The sequence below is a fragment of the Spirosoma profusum genome (assembly GCF_014699005.1).
Lineage (GTDB): Bacteria > Bacteroidota > Bacteroidia > Cytophagales > Spirosomataceae > Spirosoma > Spirosoma profusum.
In genome coordinates this window covers 40,172-60,555 of sequence record NZ_JACWZY010000032.1, presented here as the reverse complement: position 1 = coordinate 60,555, position 20,384 = coordinate 40,172, and the positions used below count along the sequence as shown (strand labels likewise).

Annotated in this window: 14 protein-coding genes; 10 read left to right on the top strand and 4 right to left on the bottom strand. The window is 48.0% G+C overall.

Translation table 11 applies throughout. The features are described from left to right. The first annotated feature begins 109 nt into the window (after positions 1-109). The 9 genes from IC229_RS27900 (at position 110) to IC229_RS27860 (ending at position 14,174) form a co-directional block, all read left to right on the top strand. Entirely contained in the window at positions 110-1,600 is a 1,491-nt protein-coding gene (locus tag IC229_RS27900) for a hypothetical protein (RefSeq protein ID WP_190891114.1), read from the top strand. Positions 1,601-1,695: 95 nt separating this feature from the next. Next, entirely contained in the window at positions 1,696-5,127 is a 3,432-nt protein-coding gene (locus IC229_RS27895) for an acetate and sugar kinases/Hsc70/actin family protein (RefSeq protein WP_190891112.1), read from the top strand. 97 nt (positions 5,128-5,224) lie between these two features. Then, positions 5,225-6,538 (top strand): hypothetical protein, encoded by a 1,314-nt coding sequence (locus IC229_RS27890; RefSeq protein WP_190891110.1) that lies wholly within the window; start codon positions 5,225-5,227, stop codon positions 6,536-6,538. A 224-nt stretch (positions 6,539-6,762) separates the two neighbouring features. Beyond that, entirely contained in the window at positions 6,763-8,232 is a 1,470-nt protein-coding gene (locus tag IC229_RS27885) for a caspase family protein (RefSeq protein ID WP_190891109.1), read from the top strand. A 21-nt stretch (positions 8,233-8,253) separates the two neighbouring features. Next, positions 8,254-9,765 carry a M48 family metalloprotease gene (locus IC229_RS27880; protein ID WP_190891107.1) on the top strand — a complete coding sequence of 504 codons (1,512 nt, stop codon included), beginning with the start codon at positions 8,254-8,256 and terminating at the stop codon, positions 9,763-9,765. Positions 9,766-9,802: 37 nt separating this feature from the next. Beyond that, positions 9,803-11,086: a caspase family protein gene (locus IC229_RS27875; RefSeq protein ID WP_190891104.1), complete on the top strand. Its 1,284-nt coding sequence runs from the start codon at positions 9,803-9,805 to the stop codon at positions 11,084-11,086. 27 nt (positions 11,087-11,113) lie between these two features. Next, complete coding sequence (locus IC229_RS27870) at positions 11,114-11,941, top strand: hypothetical protein (RefSeq protein WP_190891102.1); 828 nt, start codon at positions 11,114-11,116, stop codon at positions 11,939-11,941. After that, positions 11,938-13,515 (top strand): CHASE2 domain-containing protein, encoded by a 1,578-nt coding sequence (locus IC229_RS27865; RefSeq protein ID WP_190891100.1) that lies wholly within the window; start codon positions 11,938-11,940, stop codon positions 13,513-13,515. The genes IC229_RS27870 and IC229_RS27865 overlap by 4 nt, the downstream gene beginning before the upstream one ends. A gap of 53 nt (positions 13,516-13,568) precedes the next feature. Continuing rightward, positions 13,569-14,174: a retropepsin-like aspartic protease family protein gene (locus IC229_RS27860; protein ID WP_190891098.1), complete on the top strand. Its 606-nt coding sequence runs from the start codon at positions 13,569-13,571 to the stop codon at positions 14,172-14,174. 213 nt (positions 14,175-14,387) lie between these two features. On the opposite strand, the gene IC229_RS27855 is transcribed toward IC229_RS27860, so the two are convergent. Further along, a complete protein-coding gene (locus tag IC229_RS27855; protein ID WP_190891096.1) occupies positions 14,388-15,251 on the bottom strand; it encodes a glycoside hydrolase family 16 protein in 864 nt (287 codons plus the stop codon). A 216-nt stretch (positions 15,252-15,467) separates the two neighbouring features. On the opposite strand from IC229_RS27855, the gene IC229_RS27850 reads away from it, so the two are divergent. Further along, entirely contained in the window at positions 15,468-16,892 is a 1,425-nt protein-coding gene (locus IC229_RS27850; protein ID WP_190891094.1) for a WG repeat-containing protein, read from the top strand. Positions 16,893-16,958: 66 nt separating this feature from the next. On the opposite strand, the gene IC229_RS27845 is transcribed toward IC229_RS27850, so the two are convergent. The 3 genes from IC229_RS27845 to IC229_RS27835 form a co-directional block, all read right to left on the bottom strand. Continuing rightward, positions 16,959-18,599: a hypothetical protein gene (locus IC229_RS27845; RefSeq protein WP_190891092.1), complete on the bottom strand. Its 1,641-nt coding sequence runs from the start codon at positions 18,597-18,599 to the stop codon at positions 16,959-16,961. An 82-nt stretch (positions 18,600-18,681) separates the two neighbouring features. After that, positions 18,682-19,722, bottom strand: coding sequence for a hypothetical protein (locus tag IC229_RS27840; RefSeq protein ID WP_190891090.1), 1,041 nt, complete (start codon positions 19,720-19,722; stop codon positions 18,682-18,684). Beyond that, positions 19,722-20,111 carry a PKD domain-containing protein gene (locus IC229_RS27835; protein ID WP_223834226.1) on the bottom strand — a complete coding sequence of 130 codons (390 nt, stop codon included), beginning with the start codon at positions 20,109-20,111 and terminating at the stop codon, positions 19,722-19,724. The genes IC229_RS27840 and IC229_RS27835 overlap by 1 nt, the downstream gene beginning before the upstream one ends. Positions 20,112-20,384: the final 273 nt, after the last annotated feature.

The following is a 20,384-nucleotide window of genomic DNA, read 5'->3' as shown; positions in this document are numbered from 1 at the left end:
GAGACAAGGCATGCCTTGTCTCATATGCGTCAGCAACCATCCGGCATAAAAACCATCCGGACGTGAGACAGGGTGTGCCCTGTCTCTACAAGACAATTGATAAAAAATTATGGCTAAACTATTTGTCTTCGCCATTGGCGGAACTGGCTCGCGGGTGCTGAAAGCCCTGACGTTTTTGCTGGCCTCTGGCGTAAAACTCAACAATACCGACGAGGTGATTCCGATTGTACTGGACCCTCACGCTACGAATGATGACCTGCTACGTACCAAAGATTTGCTACGTGAGTACGGCAATATTCGGGCAAATCTGCAAAACAAACCGACATCGGGATTTTTCAGTACCGAAATCAAAACGCTGAACCGGTCCATTGGTGGCAATGCAACTATTGCCGATACGTATGTCTTTGAATTACAGGGCGTTCAGCAGGAAAAGTTCCGGGATTATATCAATTACGAAGGTTTAGACGCGTCCGCCAAAGCGTTTGCCAGTTTGTTGTTTTCGGAAGAAAACCTGGAAACAAAAATGGACATCGGCTTCGTCGGAAATCCAAATATTGGTAGCACAGTACTGAATCAGTTTAGGTATTCCGATGTATTTCAAGCGTTTGCGGAAAACTTCGGCGCAAACGACCGGATTTTTATCATCAGTTCAATTTTCGGAGGAACGGGTGCCGCTGGCTTCCCAATTTTGCTCAAGAATATCCGGGGTGCGCAGGCCATCGGCCAGATTCCAAACCCGGCGTTCCTACGCGATGCCAAGATTGGAGCCGTAACGGTAATGCCCTATTTCAGCCTCACGACCAATGACAACAAACTGATTGACCCGGCTTCGTTCATCGCCAAAACCAAGGCTGCGCTGAACTATTACCAGAAGGGCGTAAACCCGTCGGTCAATACGTTGTACTATATAGGCGACGATCAGACAAAGGCCTATACGTATGACCCTGGTGCGGGTGGTCAGAAAAACGAAGCGCACTTTGTAGAAATGGCGTCGGCGCTGTCTATTGTCGATTTTATGAACATCGATGATGCTAGTCTGGCTGTCTCGAACGGTCGCCCGAATAACCCGGTTTATAAAGAATTTGGTATCGAGCAGGACGGTATCAGCCTGCAACTGGGCAATCTGGCGGGGGCTACGAAACAACTCATTAGCCTGCCGCTATCGAAAATGGCGCTGTTCAGTACGTATCTCAGCCAGCGGATTCGTCAGGCCGCAGGTACGGTGCAATGGTCCAAAGCGAATCCGCAGATTTCGACTTCATTCCTGAATTCTGGGTTTTTCAATAGCGTCAAAAATTTCGATGCGGCATTCCGGCAGTGGTTGACTGAGATGCGGGAGAACAAACGTTCGTTCGAGCCATTTCTACTTGATGCGGCCAACCTTGGCCATACAGTACGTGGTTTTGAGCCGAAAAAGCGGGGAATTTTCGGAGGTGAGTCGGACGTAAAACTCGACATCATCGACGATTTCGACCAGACTCTCAACAAAAACGCCGAGGGCAAAGCTTACGGTAGTGAAGCCGACAAATTCATTCAGCTTTTTTCCGAGAGTACCGATCAGTTCGTTCGTGAAAAATTGCCCAAAGTGACAGACCATTAATTGTTTCAAGTTTCATGTTCCGGGTTGGCTGACGCCGGTCCGCCGTTATAGTCAGCCAACCTGGAACATGAAACCTGGAACTTTGAACAGAAAAGATGCCTACAACATTCAGCCTACATAACCCCGTACCAGGATTGCATTGGTACGTTAGTAAACCCTTCGGAACCGACCAGATTGCGGCCATCCGCGACCCGCAGGGCGGTCAGACAGTGAAGCAGCCGACCTCGATTCCAAGTCCGTTTGCGCGGTTGGATCTGGTACGTTCGGCATTCCTGAATCTGGCCCTTCGCCCTGACCTCAACGGCACCATGAACGATCAACGTATCGTGTCGGATGCGCTCGATGTGGGGGAGTTGTTTTTTAATTACGACAAGCTTAAAACGTACATCGTCATTACGCCATTCGACGTACGTACCGACCTTGACCGACTACGGCAGCCAACGTCTAATCTGGGGCATAAACGACTCGGCGACGCATTAAAACTGTTTCTGGATCAGGATGCCGCTGAATATAATTTTGGCGACATTAACCGGCTGTTTGTGCTGAGTTACCGGGGGCGAGTGGTGGGTGGTACGTCGCCTAAAACGTTGTTTTTCAGTTCGGGGAACGACCTGAGCTGGGTCGACGTATCGATGGGCAACGACCGGCTGTTTGATAACTCGGTTTGTGCGTTATACCAGCGCGATATTGAGTATCAAAAATTCTGGTATTCCATCAAGCAGTTTATGCCCAATTTCCGCGACCGGTTCCGCGAAGTAGACGACTACCTCAATAGGAACCTCGCATTATTGCAACAAACTAACTCGTCGCTATTCTATGAACACATTCAATCGCAGAATGGGCAGCCGCTGCTGACGCGGGAGAAATTTGAGCAGGATTTTGAGGAATTGACCACGGGTCCGGGCGACATTGTGGAAGTACTTGGTTTTCCGCTACGTAAGAAAAAGTCTGATTCGCGAGCTATCGGTCAGGTTAGTGATTTCATCATTAAGTCGGATAAATACGCTCGGTTATACCCGAATTTGCCGCGTCCGATGGCACTGCAAAACCGCTTTTTCCGGCAATTTACCTACGTACCCCAGGCGCAGTGGAATTCAAATACCGCCGTTCCGTACTTCGCTCGTGAGTCGTGGCGCGACAATCTGAGGCCATTACCCGGTCAACCCGGCAATTATCCATGGCTGACTGTCAGTGATTTACTGGAACCCTACCTCATCCGGCTCCCCTTCCCCACCGACCGGGGCCGCTATTTCGATGGCAACCTGCAAACGCCCGCTTCCGACAAAGGTTTTCTGTTACCTCTCAAGAAAGACTTCTTCGACTTTTTTGATGTCGATGATCTTTTACTTGGCCGCGTTCGGTTGAAAATGGTGCCGCAAGCGGGTGGGATTAACGTAACACTCGACATTCCGGTTACGGCGCCAAGTCAGCCTGGGAACCAATTCGTTACGTTCGAGCGACTCTATAGCTCAACGACAAACGCTGCCCCTAACGAAACGACGAATGAAGGTATCATTGTCGAAAATTCGTTTACGGTTAATATTTATCCGTTCGTGCGGTCGGGGTCAGTAACTGTTCCCGCTGATTACCGGGTGCAGCTCATTGAGTCGGGTTTCGACAGTCAGAATCAGTACGAACTAGCTTATTTCGGGCAGAGAGAAAATAGCGAAGTTAAAGTCGAATCGAAGCACCAACGTACTGTCCGTCAGCAAAATACCGACGGTTCCAGTGTGTACTACGTCCTGCGTGAAGAGTTCGATTATCTACAGGCCAACATTCGTGGCGATGGTAAGGAAATGCACGGCGTCCTGATTCCACGCTGGCAACTTTACAACGGCGGTAGCAAGCAGTTTGAATTTTCAGTCGATTTTGGCACGACGAATACCCACGTCGAATACAAAGTTGATGGGGGCTCTCCCCGCCCCTACGACGTAGCAGAATTGACGCCACAGGTTGCTACGTTGGTTTCTCCCACGCAGTACAATCCGGCCCTGTTCGAGCTGTTTTTACTGTATGATCTGGAATTCGTGCCGCCGACTATCGGCCCCGGCAGACCTGATAATTTCCCGACACGAACCGCCATTGCCGAACCGCTGAACCTGAGTTTCAACCAGCAAACGCAGGCGCTGGCCGATTTCAACATTCCATTCTACGTAGAGCGTCAACCGGCTGGTTCCAACCGCATCACCACTAACCTGAAATGGGCAAAATCCAGCGATCAGACTGAACGGCGTGTAGAGGCTTTTCTGGAAGAATTGCTGATGCTCATCAAAAACAAAGTGCTTACCGAAGGTGGTAATTTGGCCCAGACGACGGTTTACTGGTTCTACCCCGCCAGCATGACGCCCGGTCGCGTGAGCCAACTCCGCGCCGACTGGCAGGAACTGTACGACCGTTATATTGGTGGGTCGGCGGGTCGGCTGCGGGAGGTATCGGAATCAGTCGCGCCGTTCTATTATTACAAGCAGAATCCTACGTTAAGCGCGTCGGCCCGGCCCGTTATCAACGTCGATATTGGCGGTGGTACGTCGGACGTAGTGGTTTACGAACGTAACGAACCAAAGTTGCTGACGTCGTTTCGATTTGCGGGAAACGCCATCTACGGCGACGCGTTCAGCGAGTACGGAGCCGCCAGCCACAATGGATTCGTTCGGAAATATGCCGATAAAATTCAGACACTGCTGGACAGTCAGAGTCTGGGTAACTTGAGCGATAACAACCGGCGCATTCTGGATACGAATCGTTCGGAAGATATCATGGCGTTCTGGTTCTCGATTGAGAAAAGTAACGACGTGAAGGCCAAAAGTATGCTGTCGTTCAACGGGATGCTGGCGAAAGACGAAGATATGAAAGTGGTATTCGTCTTGTTCTTCACGGCGTTACTGTATCACATCGCCAAACTGATGAAGCACAAAGGCATCAGTTTGCCGGGTGCCATTACGTTCAGCGGAACGGGCTCTAAAGTACTGACTATCATTAGTTCCGACGATCAGATGCTGGGTAAACTGGCGCGGGTTATTTTCGAAAAAGTCTACGACCAAACCTACGACGCCAGTGGACTAACGCTGTTCTACGAACGGAAAGGACCGAAAGAGGTGACCTGCAAAGGTGCGCTGATGCAGCCAACCAACAGCCGTCCGGTTGATACGGAAGCGATTAACTACGTCTACCCTGCTACGTTCGAAGACCAATTCCCTACGCTGACTTATGCTGAATTACGGAAACCGGAAGTAGTTGATTCGCTACTGAAAGAAACCAACGCGTTTATCGATTTCTTCTTTGCGATTAATCAGCAGTTTAGTTTCGTGCGGAATCTGAATGTATCGGCGCGGTCGCTGGTGGTGGCCCAACAGGAGTTACGGACGCATCTCGATACGTCGCTCATGGACGGTATTCAACGCAGGGAGAGCGACATTGCAGCTGAATACAGCGGCATGACCGACGCGCTGGGCGCACCCATTGATGAAACGCTGTTTTTCTACCCGCTTATCGGAGCTATCAATAAATTGGCCAATACACTAGCGTGAGTTATGACACAGAGATCACGGAGACACACGGAGATGCACAGAGAAAAATAAAATCTCTGTGTGTCTCCGTGCATTTCTGTGTCCCAACAAAATCCTTATGCGACTACTTATCATTCTTAGCCTACTCACTACGTCTGCGCTAGCCCAGAGCGCGAACCAGGCGGCTGTCGATACGTTGACGAAAGACGTAGCAACGGTTGTTTTTGCCCGTATTCAGCAACCGAAAGCGCAGGAGATTTATGCCATGCTACGTGATTGTGGCGACGGCTGCGATCCGCAAACGATTATTCGGACGGTGGGCGGCTGGGATGCGGTTGGGGCGAAAATGCAGGAGTTGAGCGAGTTAAAGAATACAGCGCAGTTCAACAGTATGGCACCGGCTGAAGCCAATACAGCCATTCGGAAACAACTAGCGCAATTTTATGCCCGCTACAAAACAGATAACAACTACGGGAAGCCACTGACTCCACCGGTACAGGCCCAAATAATTGCCCGAATCGACCAGTTACTTCCGCCCGCTCCAGCACCCGAACCAACAGCAACTGTAACTGAATCATCTGCCAGCTCATCAACGGTTGCCGACGAAGGCACGGGCATCGATCCGAATGCACTCCGGCTGAGTCAGTTGGAACGTGAGCAGAAAGAAAAACAGGACAATCAACTCTGGATGATGATACTTAGTGGAATAGTTGGGCTTTTAGTTGGTGCCGCAGGTATTTATTTTGCGCTCTACCGAAGAGCCAAAGCTGAAATAGAACGACTGACGGACGATAATCAAAAGCTGAGTCGTGATGTTGACTTTTACCGACGTACCAAACCGGCCAATGAACCTCGCCAATCGCAGAATGAGCCAAATCTGAAAGCCAGAGCTTACGACGCTATTATAAACGAACTGGGTACCTCAAATCCACTGGAAGCCATTAAGGAATTAAAGAAACAGTCTACTACGGCATCTAAACCAGCCCCAAGACCCCGTTTTGGCGAACCAACGATTGAGTCGGCGCTAGTTGGCGAGCCCGACCCTATTCAGGTGCAGACGCCTATAGAGCCGCTCCCACCTCTGGAACCGCTGCCACCGATCGCCCGTTCCGAAGTTTTTTATTGCCCTCCTCCCGACCAGAACGGCCAGTTCGACGTATCACAGAAATCGCCGACACTCATACCTGAGTCAGCTTATCGATTTAGCGTGAGCGCCGATAATCCGACGCTCGCTATGTTCCGGTTTGAAGCCGATCCCGGACGTGTAGCTCGCTTCCTGACGTATCGGAATTACATGATTGAGCCTGCCTGCGAAAGCGAAAATCCTTATTCGTCGGTCCACACACGTATCGCCATGCGCCGTGACGGTGAAGCTACGTTGGAAAACGGCACATGGCGTGTAAAAACGAAGGCGTTGATACGTTACGAGTAAGCAGTGGGCTGTACGCTAACAGGCTGATTTAAAGATAAGGAGTTAAACTCCTGTATTGACTTTACCGCTTAGGTTTTCTAGATTTAACACCTTCATTAGTTACATTTGGTACCAATCCAGGTTGGCATGCCAATCAACTATCCACGTGTTAAGTATATCGAAAAATGGGCAGGTGTATTTTCAATTCAAAGTACCTATCAATTTTCTGTATACTCGGCTGGACGATGTTCCTGTCGACGGGCACCGCTCTGTCCCAGACGGCACAGGAATGGGTTAATCGGGCAGATCGGGAAACCAACTATGTCGAGGCAGAACGTCTCTATACGGAAGCCCTTCGCATACAACCCCTGGCCGATGCCGCTTTGCTTGGACGAGCCATCGTGCGGGGGAGACTGGAGCGATTTGATGACGCCATTGCTGATGCTACCGCTGCCATTGCGCTTGTCGATACGTCAGCCCGCTATTACGCCCAGCGCGCTTACTTAAGGGTGCAGATTCATGAGTATGACCGGGCCGCTACCGATTATGAGCGAGCCATTAAACTGAAACCCAGAGAAGCAAATTACTATAGCGGATTAAGTTACTGTCGGGTTAAGCTTGGTCGTTATTCCGAAGCGCTCACTATTGCACAGAAGGGGATTGATCTGAATCCGACTTCTCCCTATCCGTATCGAAACAGGGGTAGGGCCAAAATGTACAGCGGAAAAATAGATGATGCCATTGCCGATTTTCAGCAAAGTCTGAACCGTAAGCATGGAGAAGCCCATCGTGTATTTACGGATTTGGGCGAAGCCTACGAGCGAAAAAATGACTTAACGCGCGCATCGGATTATTACAACAAGGCGCTGAATCTAAAACCGGGCTATCCCGATGCCGCGGCTCGTTTGCGCGGATTATCCCGTTCGGGCGAATCAGGCAGCACAAAATCTACTTCTACGTTTACCGGGAAACGGGTAGCATTAATCATTGGCAATTCTGAATACACCTATTACGCCGAACTCAAAAATCAGCCAATAAATGATGCAGATTCTATGAATATCCGGCTCAATAAGCTTGGATTCTCGACTACCCTGGTAAAGGATACAAAAGGAAAACTTCTCAAGGAAAAAATCAAGGCTTTTTGCCAGGCTGCAACAAATGCCGACCTGGCTTTCTTTTATTTCGCTGGTCACGGATTGCAGTATAATGGCACTAATTATTTACTTCCCGTTGATATGGGTGAATTTTCTGTAACGGATCAGTACGTTCAGGAACTCACTGAAAATGCCTTACTGATTACAACCCTGATCGAACAACTTCAGCAAGCCAACCCGAAATTCTGTATGATTGTGCTCGATGCTTGCCGAGAAACTGCGTTGAAGGGCCTTAAAACTACGTCCTCATTAACCGCGAAAACTACAGGAACGGCTACGAAAGATCGTTTTCCCCTCCCTCCATTCGCGCCTATTGTGGTCGAAAATTTTATCCGGAACTGCTGTGTGGCACAGGCTACTATGGCCGGTACAAAAGCCTGGAATGGACCAGGGAAAAACGGCTATTACACGGAGGCTTTGCTTCGACATCTGAAGAAAGGCAATACCCTGGAACAGACCATGAAGAGCGTTCGGAGTGATGTGCTTGAAATGTCTAAACAGGAGAAACCACCACAACGCCCTGACTATCTGAATCAAACCGCCGACGATCTTATTTTTTAAGGTGATTTTTTTATAACACCGATGAAAATCCACTCCCCTCTCCGATTATTATTTTTCCTGGTGTTGGCTCAACAGCTCGCAGCTCAAACGCCAATGGTCGAAGTGCCACTCGACAAAGAATTTGATAACGCAACGGTTTTGTTGTTCAAGCCACCGTATCAGACGATGACGGTATATATCGAAAGCGACCTTGACCTTCGGTATTCAACAATTAGCATCAACAAAAACAGCCTGTTTTTGAAAAAATCGCTGGGCAATCGAAAGATGGAAAAGTTAAAACCTGACGATCAGCTAATACCAGAAGCTATCAAGTCGGGCATGAAAGTCAATTTACGGATAGATCACTACCAGCGCAGCCTGAAAAATACCGCCAAAGAAGTTGTATTGGCCGACGATTATTATGGCAATACCGGGCTAAAAGGTCTGTACGAGTTTCTGGAGGGGAATCAGGCATCTGTGGATGGGCAGTTGGTGGCACTGAATAGTGGCGTTACTCTGAAAGGACAGAATGAATGGAGAGACAAGAAATTTGAGTCATTTAATGAACTCCAGCTAGGATGCGAATTAAACGTACACGGCAAACGTGAAATAGATGGCATTATCTACGTAACGCGGGGCACTGCCCGGCCAGTTGAATCGAACAGCGATGATCGTCTGCTTCGGCGCGGAGTTGAGCTAGGGATGCAAGTCGATAAGAATCGATTAAACCTGGGGAAAGGGTTTAATCGCACCTTTATTACCGACAATGTTCTTCAGGATTACGTCAATAGCATAGGGCGCAAAATTGTCCCTGAATACATCCGCACCCTACCTATTGATCACCCCGACCATATTGATTTCAAGTATTATTTAGTTGAAGATGAATCGCTTAATGCATCAGCTTTTCCGAATGGAGCCGTAATTATTCATACCGGAATGCTGAGAAGGATCAGCAATGAAGCCCAGCTTGCAGCCGTCATTAGCCACGAAATCGCCCACGTAACGCAAAAACATCACTCAAAGAATTTCCGCAAACGCAAAAACTGGAAAGATGCCAGCAACGCAATCATAGCCGTTTCGACTATTACGACAAGTAGTACAGTACCTGCTCTGGCTGTTGGTATGCTATCGGAAATGTACGTCAGTGAATACAGCCGCACACAGGAAACCCAGGCCGACCGAATTGGCTTACGGTATATGTATGATGCAGGTTATGACCCCCGCGAGGCTGGCAATCTATGGAAGAAACTAGCGCTGGATGATGCCGAATCGCTACGCGACGTGGAGGCTACCAACATGATGCTTCAGATGATGGGCGAAAAAACCGATGACATCCCCGAAAAGCCGGTCGCCCCCGAAAAACGAGAGTCGATTTATGCCTCGCATCCCCGCGCCCGTGACCGGTTTAATCACGTAAACTTTTTACTATCAACAGCCTACGCCAACGCTAACTTCTCAAAAGCGATTGTCAACGCCGAACAACATAAGGCAATGGTGAAACGATTGCGTCTGAAGCCAGCACCAAAACCAGTCCGTCCTAAATCGAAAAAGTAATTGTTCCTATTCGCCTAGTTTATCCCTACCCTTCCCGATGACCAGAAACCTTTACCTCTTAAGTCTACTACTGACACTGCTGATAAATCTATCAACAGCCAAAGGTCAAACGCTTCATTTCATCGTTTTTGCGGATACCGATGATCCAAGTATTGGCGGCAATAATCTTAAAACATACAGTTCTCTCACGGGCAACAATGGTTTGGCCCAGAATATTGCTCAATACAGTGGCCTAAAACCAGAAATAATCGGACGCTACGCTACTGATTGCCGGGCTGATGAGTTGGACAAAGTGCTTAGTAGTTTGAATGTTGGGAAAGATGATGTCGTGTTTTTTTATTTTGCCGGACATGGATTCAACAGTCGTCAGAATGATTTCCCATCACTCATTGTCGGAAAAGCTAACGCCGACCCGGCCACCATTACCGCATCGGCACGCAGCCTGAGCGAACTCTACGCCCGAATTCAGGCCAAAAATCCGCGAATGACCATCGCCATTGCCGATGCTTGTAACACCTATCTTACCGACCCGCCCATAGCCGTCAGCAGTGGCCGAGCTATTGATATTATGCCTTCAACAAGTCTGGCTCCTGAACGGATAAAAGCGCTGTTCCGAAACTGGCAGGGTGGTATACTGATGAGCAGCTCTCGTCCCAAACAATCTTCCCACAGCGACTCAAAAGGAGGCTGGATGAGCATTTCTCTTGAGAATGCATTCAATGACTGGTGTTCGCTGAATTGGAAAAATCCACTACCCCTCAGTTGGAAAACGCTGCTGGATGACGTAAAGAAGCGCACAGAAACCATGGCGCAACAAAACAAACGACAACAGAATCCGCAATTCGTTCTTAACCTAACACCTTTTGTCCCATCGAACGTAGCAACTACTTCCGCCAGCCGATCCATAGCGCCCAAAGCAGAGGGACCATGCCCAGCGCTGGATAAGTTTGTCAATGAACGGGCACTGGCAGGTATCAGGGAAGACATGCCTCTGCTGCGGGATATGAACGAGCACATAACTACCGACAATGCCGAGGAGTACGCCCAGTCGTTTTCAAAGTTCTATACCAATCAGAAGTCGTTCTACGATAGTCTGAATAAGGTACTATTCAATCGCATTGGCAATTTATCGCCCCGTTGCCAGCAGCAATTTGATACGGACACGAAATGGGTGCAGAACAGTGCCAACGAAGTTAACGAGCGTTACCAGGTTATCCAGAAGTACTCCGAGCGCCCCCGCCAACTCGTGCAGCAGGCACGTAGTGATTTGCCTTCAATTATTCGTCGTCTTGAAGAAATACTGGAAAAACTAGACAAGTAAACTGTGTATACTTCTAATGGTGTAACTATGGCAAGGCATAACGTAATATTCAGCTTTCTGCTGGTCACACTAATCCCTTTAGTCGGATTGGGGCAAGGGAAATACCGAGTTGGCTTATGTCCAGGCTCAGTTCAGGCTTATCGTGAACTTGCCGAAACTGTTGATAAGATTACGGGCAATGAAACGAAGGCTACCAATGACCTGATTTACGCTCTAATGAAGTGGAAATCAAATAATAATAAACTAACACGCTTTCAGGTGGCGATTCATTATCCGGATAAAAGAGTACGGTTTTGGCGACTTGGAAACAATGGCGAAGCAACGTTCTTTGCTGTCGCGGCCAGTACTGCGGCCGGACGGGGTGACTTAAATACACAAGCCAAACCAGGCGACAGCCAACGGTGCTTTTTTCAGGATACAACCGTTGTGCTGGATACGCTACGTATTCCGCTGGGAAACCTCAACCCCGATACCCGCTTTACGCTTACCGTTAATGAAAAAAACCATGCCTTGCCCCTGAATGCCGACCGTACAGAATTGTTACTGTATGCGGGTATGTTACCAGAGCTCCCAGCAGGTCGTTATTTACCTGCTACGGTTACAATGGTCGATGAAGTTCACCCGGTGACCTTTTATTTTTTATCGGTCGATGATAGGGCACAGCTCGTACGTTCGCTTCGGGACTGGACATCGAACGATTCGCCAGCCTGTACCGAACTCCCTGATGAGTTAGTATCTTTCTTAACCCAAAATTGGGGCGGAAAACAGTGCGTTAGCCCGGCGTTGTATAATTCAGCCTTACGTCGGGTCGCCAAAAATTTGCTTCGGGCGGAAAAAATCAGTTGTGAGCCATGATCGAAATCTGGCACAATATACTGCTCGAAGCAGTACTTTTTATAGCCCTGTCGGCGCTTATTTTTTATCTATTGACGCTAATTCGGTATAGAGGAGGAAAACGTAAACGGAAGCTTTTTCGCGGGTTATTTTCTTTTGGCAATGCACTTTTACTAACCCTGTTCACCATTGGCTGTTCAAGTAATTATCCGCTTTTGCTCGAAGAGCAAGTAACTTTATTCTCCAAACTTCATCGTTTTAAAAGCTACCTTCACTGGAATCAATCCCCCGACGTATTGCTCGGCAATAATCGTCTTTTGCTTGTCGACGTATCGCATGACATGGCGTTAATTCCAGATCCTTCGCTAAACGAAACCTGGAAATCGAATCAGGTAATTACGGATCGTAAGAAACTAACTCAGTTTTTACAAACACTCGAGGCATTTTCCGATAGCTCCAAGGTAGACTTAGTGGTTTGCGACTTGCTCTTCCCTGAATTCTCACCAGATTCTCTGATAGACAGTACCCTGCGAACCGCCCTTTATTCGCTCAACAAAAAGGGAAAACTAGTACTGGCTCAAAGCGGCCTGGAGGAGAACAAAAACCTGTCCAATACTTCAGCCATTGATTCAGACTTGATGGCTGGTGGATCGGTCGATATTACAAAATATTACGACGAAACATACTTTTCTTATAAGCCTGTTAGTATTAATAAAGACACTAGTCAATCACAACCAAGTTTGCCGTATGTCCTTTACAAAAGACTCAAATTGTATCCATCAATACCTACGAGAAAAGACCTGATATCCAAACCTCCACCTGCCTTTATACCTGACTTCTGGATAGATAATGAAGACGTTAGTCGGGACCCTGATGAATCTGTATGGACCAGGTTTGTAAACTTTCTTCGAGAATCGCTCCCTACATCCACTCTTAGAAAAAATGAGGCTGAATTACAGGAGTTTGCTTATGATTTTCGCAGCAATTTGTTTTACCTGGGTCAGGTTACAGATACGGATACATCCGCATATAATGGACGTAAATTATTTTTAGAACAACTCGATACTAATCAGAAAGAACATAAAAAAACGATTGTCTTTATAGGTGTTTTCGAAGATCCTAACCGTGACATCCATCAAACGCTCGTTGGTCCGATGCACGGATCAATTCTGTTAATTAATTTATTACTGAATTTACTGGCTGAAAGCCATCAGGTTAGTCTATATTATTTTTTCTATTTGCTCATAGGATTTACAATAGCGAGTTATCTACTTTTCCCCCCTGAACAATCTAATTCGGACAGAAAACCACCCGAGGAGCCAGACATAAAGCCTCAAAAACGCAGTTTTCGTAATTTCTGGCGCGAGAAACTTCACGAGCTGGCACATGGAATTATAGCAAGACGCGCCTTTATTGCAGCTTTTATCATTCTATTAGGGGCAATTACGTTTTTTAATCACCTGATTAACATTGCAATTATTGGTCTCTATATGCTTGTCTGTAATGAACTCTTCACCTATGTATTTGAACCCAAACCAGAATCAACGACAAAGTCTGGACTCAAAAACGCAATACTCCCTAACAAGAGACAATAGACACCACTCAATTACCGTTTTGAAAGTCTGGACGAAAGGTCCGGTACAACCTGATGAAACCCAGACTTATTCACCAACTTATTAGTCGATGCTTCATATTCCTGGTGTTAGTCTGGACGGCGCTCTACATAGCAGGTTGCTCGGGCTGTTCGCGCTCAGGAAGCCACCAGCCGCGTCGAAACAAACGTAGCAATATAGCCAAGCAACCAGCCGCCGAACCCGTCCAGAAAGACACCACTACGCCAAAGCCAACCCTAACTCAGCTTAGTGACGGCCCTACTGAAGTGGCGATGGAAAAAGAAAACGGCGTTTATAAAATCCCGGTAGAAATCAATGGTTTACCGTTGAAATTCATCCTGGATACCGGTGCCAGCCTGATTTCGATTTCCGCTACAGAGGCCGAGTTTATGTTCAAGCAAGGCGTCATCACGGAAGATGACATTATCGGAAAATCGAAATTTCAGGATGCCAACGGGGATATTTCGCCGGGCTCTATCATCCGACTTAAATCGGTACGTATCGGCGATCGTGTTCTTGAAAACGTGAGTGCTAACGTAGTGAGCAGCACCAAAGCGCCATTGTTGCTGGGGCAATCAGCCCTCTCAAAGTTCGGCAAGATTTCCGTTGATTACCGTCGTAACATCGTTACGTTCGACTAGGCTAATAAAATTTTCAATAGGTTAAGCTCGACTTTAGCTGTTTGAAAAATGCTTATAGCCGTTTCCTGGATGGATAGGCCACGTTGGTGATTTATTTTTGAACATCTGCTCTAGAATGAGGGTATTCAAAAATTTAGCAAGTACGTATTTAGGCCTATACAAGCCAATTTAGGGCATTCTCGAAAGGCTAAAGTCAAGCTAATAGCTAGCTAATTATTGCTGATACACCCGAACGAAATCAACTTCAAAACGAGCGGGGAAATCCGTCTGAACCGGATCACCACCATTATCTCCACCGATAGCGAGGTTTAGTAACAGGTAATGAGGCTGATGAAATGGGTTACGCTTCGTTCCATCCTGATTAATGGTTTCGGCCAATGAGACTTCGTTTAGAAGTTGACCGTCGACGTAGAGCCGGATAGAGTTTTCGTTCCAATCCATGCGCCAGAGGTGGAATTTCTTCGACCAGTCGGCATCGTTGAACGTAGTAATGGGCTTTTTCACACTTCGCCATTCGGCTTTGTATCGCGTATCCGTAGCCCATGCTACGTTGGCCAGTAGCATATTGCGGTAATATTCCATGATGTCGATTTCGCCGTTAGCTGGCCATTCGCCAGTTGCGCCCAGCGTCCAGAAGGCGGGCCACATGCCGGAGCGGATATCGATACGTCCGCGCATGTCGAAACGACCATATTGCCACTGATGTAATCCACTCGTTTTCAGGCTCGACGATGTATACGTAATCGTTGGTCGATTCGTTTTCCAATCGATACTATTGGATCGATACGTCGGATTGGGACGTTGTTCCCGTTTTGCTTCGATAACGAGCAGACCGTTTTCGCAACGAGCATTTTGAGGCTGATACCACTGAATCTCATGGTTACGGACAAAACCCTGTTCAAATTTCCAGTTTTTAGGATCAGGGGCACCTGCCTTGTTGAACTCATCGGACCAGACCAGTTTCCAGGCTGTGTCAGGTTTCACTACGTTCGATAGGCTATCCAGCCTAATGAGTCGGTCAGACAGTGTCAGAACGAACAAAAAAGGAATCGACAGCAGAAAATAAACAGGTTTCATGGCCATTCAGCGTTAGTAATAAAAAGCTTGTCCACTCCCTAAACTACCATTATTGACATACGTAGTAACCGTTTATTGAACGCGTGTTGAGCCAGAAAATGAGGCTTTTTTACATTTCAGTAGATTATCAATCTAATTTTGTGACGTTCAAATGAGATTCGGTGTTTACTTGTCGAACACTCTTGCGTGACACCCACTCATTCAGCAGTAAAACCTATGACGGAAACCGAACTGATCGACCGACTCCGTGAAGCCATTGTGCTTGACGGCCCCGACGTTTGGCGCACCAATGGCTATCTTCAGGACGCCCAACAGGTGGGTATTCCCCTGGCCGATGCCCTCAAACGAGCCACCGAAATAAGCCAGGAAGTTGCTAATAATTCGATACTGTTTCAGAACATACAGGCCCGTATTGTGCGACTAGCCGAGCCGTCACGCAGTCATTTGGTGAACCAGGATTTAGCGCAGATTGTGAATGCAGCTACGTCGTTGAAACTTTCCGCTGATTTTGTCAGAAATCGCTGGGTACCAACTGTTCTGAAACGTATCGCGCCACCGCCGGTCAAACCTGCTGAACCTGTCGTTCCGGTCACTACGTCTCCGCCGGTCGCAGTGGTTCCTCCACCGGCTCCATCCAATACATACGAGGATTTACTTGAGGATGAGGCCGATGCAAAAAAATCAACTGTTCCAGTTGTTACGTCGAGACCTATAGAACCTCAGTCTGCTCCAACCAATACGTCAACGGAATCATTTTTTGATGCTATTGAGCAGCAGAAAATTGATCAACAGAAGAAAGCTCAGAGCCAGCCCGAAATGCCACCGGTAGTGCGGTCGTTCACAGCGACACCCGCTCGCATACGTAAAGGGCAGACTGTAACACTGGCGTGGGAGGTAGAGAATTTACTTGCCGTTACTATCGACGATCTGGGCGAAGGGCTCTCTCCTAGTAATCGAGGCTGGGTAAAGCCGTCGAAGAGTACAGATTATACGCTTTTTGATGTCAATAATAATCCATTAAGTACAGTTCGGGTTGACGTAATTCAACCCGACCGAAGTGGCATTTATGGAATTTTGTTTGCGCTGGCGCTCCTGGCCATCATTTACTGGTTTATTAAAAATAGCGAATCCAACGATACTCCAGCCGAACCGAAGAAGAAGACCGAACAAACATCGGGTGCTTTTCTGGAAAAAAAGTCTCGCCAGGAATCCGCCACTGAAGAGCCAGAAAAAAAACCAGAAGTTACTGATGAAGCCACCGATACGTCTGACCCAGCTTTAAACACTCCGCCATCGGTAGCTGCTGACAAACAACCCAAAACCGTTGTTGAAGAAACCCCTCGAAACGCTCCTCCGAACCTTGCAGACGAGAAACCAACAACGGCGGCCAATGCCCGGCAAGGAAAATATCAGGAAGTATTTGGGGATAAACCTTACGATAAAGTCGAGTTGGGTACCGATGAACGCGGCTGGCGTCGAGCCCGAAGTAACGGACGTTGGGGATTTGTAGATGAGGCAGACGAGTGGGTTATTAATCCAGACTATGAAGCCGTTACGCCTTTCCGTGATAATCAGGCAAAGGTATTTTTGAACGGGGAGACCCTGGTCATCAATCGTTCAGGGATAGTAGTGAAAAATTAGCCGATAGTTGATAGTCAGTGGCTACCAACGTCAGAAACTGGCAACTACTAACTATCGACTAATTTTTCACTTCACTACTTTCAGATTCTGAAATTTTACGGCCTGCGCAGCCGAAACAAAGCCAATTTTATTACCTGAGAAGGGTTTAAACTCGTAAGGGCTGCTTTCTACCTCGCGGTTATTGACGTAAAAGTAAAGCTTTTTATTTCGCTTCTGAATCATCAACGTATTGGTTTCCTGATTGATCGGAACTCGGGCAGGTATTGGCTTACCCGGCATATACGTGGGGGATGACAGACCGTTACGTAGTGATTTCACAATGACTTTCTGGCGATCAGCTACTCGAAATTCGCAGAGATTATCTTCATCATTTACCCCAATTACCAGTCCCGCATTGGGTTGAATACCCGGCGGAACGATCATATCGACCGTAATAGTAAACGACTCAGCTTTATTCAGATCTAGGGCTGTTGGGAGATTAATATAACCATAACCCGCTCGTGAAGTGCTTGCTGACGTTTTACGAATGAAGTAGCTGCTCTTTGCCACTTCAAATTCATAACCGCCCGTCTGCCCAACCAGCCATTTATTCTGATTGTCCGCAAACAGCTCGCTAAATGTTATGTTGGTCGGTTTATTGGCGCTGGTTTCGGGACGAGTTGCTGTAACCAGTGCCGAAGTGCTACTTGCCACATCGTTCTTCGTAGGCGGGTTAGCCGCAACTGTCGATACGTTGGTGGCCGTTGTCAAAGTCGGGCTGGCAGAGCGACTGGTGGTTGTTGGGCGCGTAACCGGCAGAGACACAGGCGTTGGTGGCGGATCGGATGGGGATGTCCCTACGGTAACCGTTAGTTTCTGAAACGTTGTCCAGGAGGCATCGGTTATGAGGCCAACGCCATTGCCTGGCAGTGTTTTGAACGCATAAGGGCTACCACGTACTTCCTGTTCATTAACGTAAAACGAGAGGGACTCTTTGTTACGTCGGATGGTGAGCCGGTCACGATTCTTCTCGACAGGAACGCCAGGTGCAAAAAAATCACCGGGCATGTAATCGCCGTAGGCTTCACCGTTCGTGACGCGAATTATGGACGTTTCGCCCTTGCTATTCAGGGTAAACGCACAAAAATTAAGCGAATCTTTCACTCCAAACAAAAGGCCTCCGGTTGGCACCCGCCCCGAATCGGCCATTACGTCTACCTTGATGGTAAAGGCATCATCGCGGTTCAGATTAATGTCGTTTGGTAATGATACGTAACTGAAAGCGACCTGACGAGTACTCGCTTTACGTTTGCGGATACTGTAGCGGCCCATCCCAATCTGGTAGTTGTAATCCCCTTTGTTACCTGCTTTCCAGCCGTTTCGATTGGTGACAAAATCACCTGTAAAAGCCGGACGAAAACCTGAACTGGGCATTGTCGTTGGGGCTGTAGAAGCAGGTTTCGGCTCCGTTCGAACCACGGATTCAGTTGGTTGAGTGGTTGGGGTAATCGGCTGACTAGTTGGGTTATTGGGCTGGCTGGCCGATGGGTTCGGCTGAACAACCGGAGCTGATGGGGTACTACTGCCGGACGCTGCTGGTTGAAGCGTTATTTTCTGCCATTCGCCGGAAGCCGAATACACGGTTGATTTGCTACGTCGCCCGGCAGGCTGGGCAACGATGCTACCTATAAACAGGAGCATAAAGCTAATCGTGAGAAGTAAACGCATAGGTTTCAGGTTGGCTAGTTAGTTAACGAATTTTGTACTGAAATTACTACGTATCTTCACTATGTTCTGGACAAAGATATTGTTAAAATGAGTAACGTACTACGGCTGTCGGTTGCCCTGCCTGTACACCAGGTTGAACTGTAAAGCCCTGATAACGAGCCGCTTCTTTTTGAATATGGCTATTTCGAACACCACGTAGCACCGTCAGAATCACATCGGCAGCGGCCATAATCATTGCGCCCCGGGTAGCCAGAAAATACTTGTGGTAATGATCATTGGCGGTTTGATAATAGGGTTCGCCAGCCGACAGATTTTTCTGTTCCTGATATACTTTATAGACATCCTGCGATTTTTGCCGCTCCGATAAACCGTAGGCCACTAATCCATAACAGGCTACCGTGAGTAACGGTCGAAGACCCACTCGTGGTTTTGGCAACTGTACAAATATGTTTCCTATGCCCGGCGCCACCGCCGACACAACGCCCCACAATGGCCCAACGTAACGCATTTTGGGCCGACGGGCTGTATCGTCTGGGGTTGTCGGTTGCTGGGCCACAGGTGGTTCAATATCGGCAGACTTGGGTTTCGTTGTATCCGCAACCACCGCAACGGGCTTTTCTCGTCTCCGTTTTCGATCCGATTTGGGCTCTTCAGTTTTAGGCGTTTCGGCAGTTGCTACGTCGACTTTAGGCTCTATCGGGATCGGTTTAGGCGCAACCGTTTCTGAGCGGGGCGTAGTGACGGCTGGCGGGACAGACGGAGTTTGAGTAACGGCTGGAAATACATTTGTTTTTACCTGCACAAAGGCCCGAATTTCTTCATTGAGCGGATACCCATTGGCTACCGCATTCCAGACGATACGTCGGTCGGCACCAACCGTAACACGCGTCCCAATATCGCCCCGAACGTATTCTGGCAGGATACGCAGGGTTCCCCGTAACCGACTCCGAACTTCCAGGTAGATGGAATCGCCCGGCCGGGCCACCGTCAAATCATAAATTACTTCGAGTTGTCCGGCGTCGAGGGCACGCATCCGAATATTACGAACCCGTTCCTGCGCCTGAACGCTTCCGACCAACAGTATGCCTAGTAAGAATGTGAAAAGAAAACGTAGAGCAGGCATCAGTTTTGTACAGTGATTTTACGCGTTGTGGTAAACTTGTCATCACACTCATTAGCGAGTACAAGCGTAACGTTGTATTCGCCCGCTTTTTCGTAGGTATACGTAACGCGCGTGCCAACCCGGCCTTTTCCTTTGCCATCGCCAGGGTCCCAGCCGGCCACGCCAATGTCACCTTCCTGATTTTCCAGAAAAAACGTAACATCGAGCCGCCCGATACTGACGCCAATCGCAGCCTTTGGCGGAACACAGGTCGGGAAATTTTTCTTCTCCAGATCAAACGGTTCGCAGGCCATCATGACCAGCAAAACCAACATACAAAAACATCGTTGCAACATGGGTATAAACCGAAACGTAGCAAAATAAGCAATACTTATTATACAGTGATTCATCTGACTGGATAATCAGACGCTATTTGTCGAATTGAATCACGCAATAATCTGTTATACAAACGCTAGGCAGTGTTTTGCTTTTTTAACCGCACCGGCGGCCCGGCGCAAAGAACGTAAAGGAATTCGCAAAGAATGCATAGACTTACTGTTCGGTGACTTTTGCGTTCTTTGTGATCAAATAACAATTACCAAATGAGCATTCGTAAGACGACGTAACACGGATACGTCATTGTCGAAAACCAGCATTTTTTATAAATTTAACCAGTCTGTTTG

What these genes read in the sequence shown, in the direction of transcription:
- IC229_RS27840 (WP_190891090.1), bottom strand. Translation starts at nt 19,722, where the DNA reads ATGCCTGCTCTACGTTTTCTTTTCACATTCTTACTAGGCATACTGTTG.
- IC229_RS27880 (WP_190891107.1), top strand. Translation starts at nt 8,254, where the DNA reads ATGAAAATCCACTCCCCTCTCCGATTATTATTTTTCCTGGTGTTGGCT.
- IC229_RS27885 (WP_190891109.1), top strand. Translation starts at nt 6,763, where the DNA reads ATGTTCCTGTCGACGGGCACCGCTCTGTCCCAGACGGCACAGGAATGG.
- IC229_RS27835 (WP_223834226.1), bottom strand. Translation starts at nt 20,111, where the DNA reads ATGAATCACTGTATAATAAGTATTGCTTATTTTGCTACGTTTCGGTTT.
- IC229_RS27870 (WP_190891102.1), top strand. Translation starts at nt 11,114, where the DNA reads ATGGCAAGGCATAACGTAATATTCAGCTTTCTGCTGGTCACACTAATC.
- IC229_RS27855 (WP_190891096.1), bottom strand. Translation starts at nt 15,251, where the DNA reads ATGAAACCTGTTTATTTTCTGCTGTCGATTCCTTTTTTGTTCGTTCTG.
- IC229_RS27875 (WP_190891104.1), top strand. Translation starts at nt 9,803, where the DNA reads ATGACCAGAAACCTTTACCTCTTAAGTCTACTACTGACACTGCTGATA.
- IC229_RS27900 (WP_190891114.1), top strand. Translation starts at nt 110, where the DNA reads ATGGCTAAACTATTTGTCTTCGCCATTGGCGGAACTGGCTCGCGGGTG.
- IC229_RS27850 (WP_190891094.1), top strand. Translation starts at nt 15,468, where the DNA reads ATGACGGAAACCGAACTGATCGACCGACTCCGTGAAGCCATTGTGCTT.
- IC229_RS27890 (WP_190891110.1), top strand. Translation starts at nt 5,225, where the DNA reads ATGCGACTACTTATCATTCTTAGCCTACTCACTACGTCTGCGCTAGCC.
- IC229_RS27845 (WP_190891092.1), bottom strand. Translation starts at nt 18,599, where the DNA reads ATGCGTTTACTTCTCACGATTAGCTTTATGCTCCTGTTTATAGGTAGC.
- IC229_RS27860 (WP_190891098.1), top strand. Translation starts at nt 13,569, where the DNA reads ATGAAACCCAGACTTATTCACCAACTTATTAGTCGATGCTTCATATTC.
- IC229_RS27895 (WP_190891112.1), top strand. Translation starts at nt 1,696, where the DNA reads ATGCCTACAACATTCAGCCTACATAACCCCGTACCAGGATTGCATTGG.
- IC229_RS27865 (WP_190891100.1), top strand. Translation starts at nt 11,938, where the DNA reads ATGATCGAAATCTGGCACAATATACTGCTCGAAGCAGTACTTTTTATA.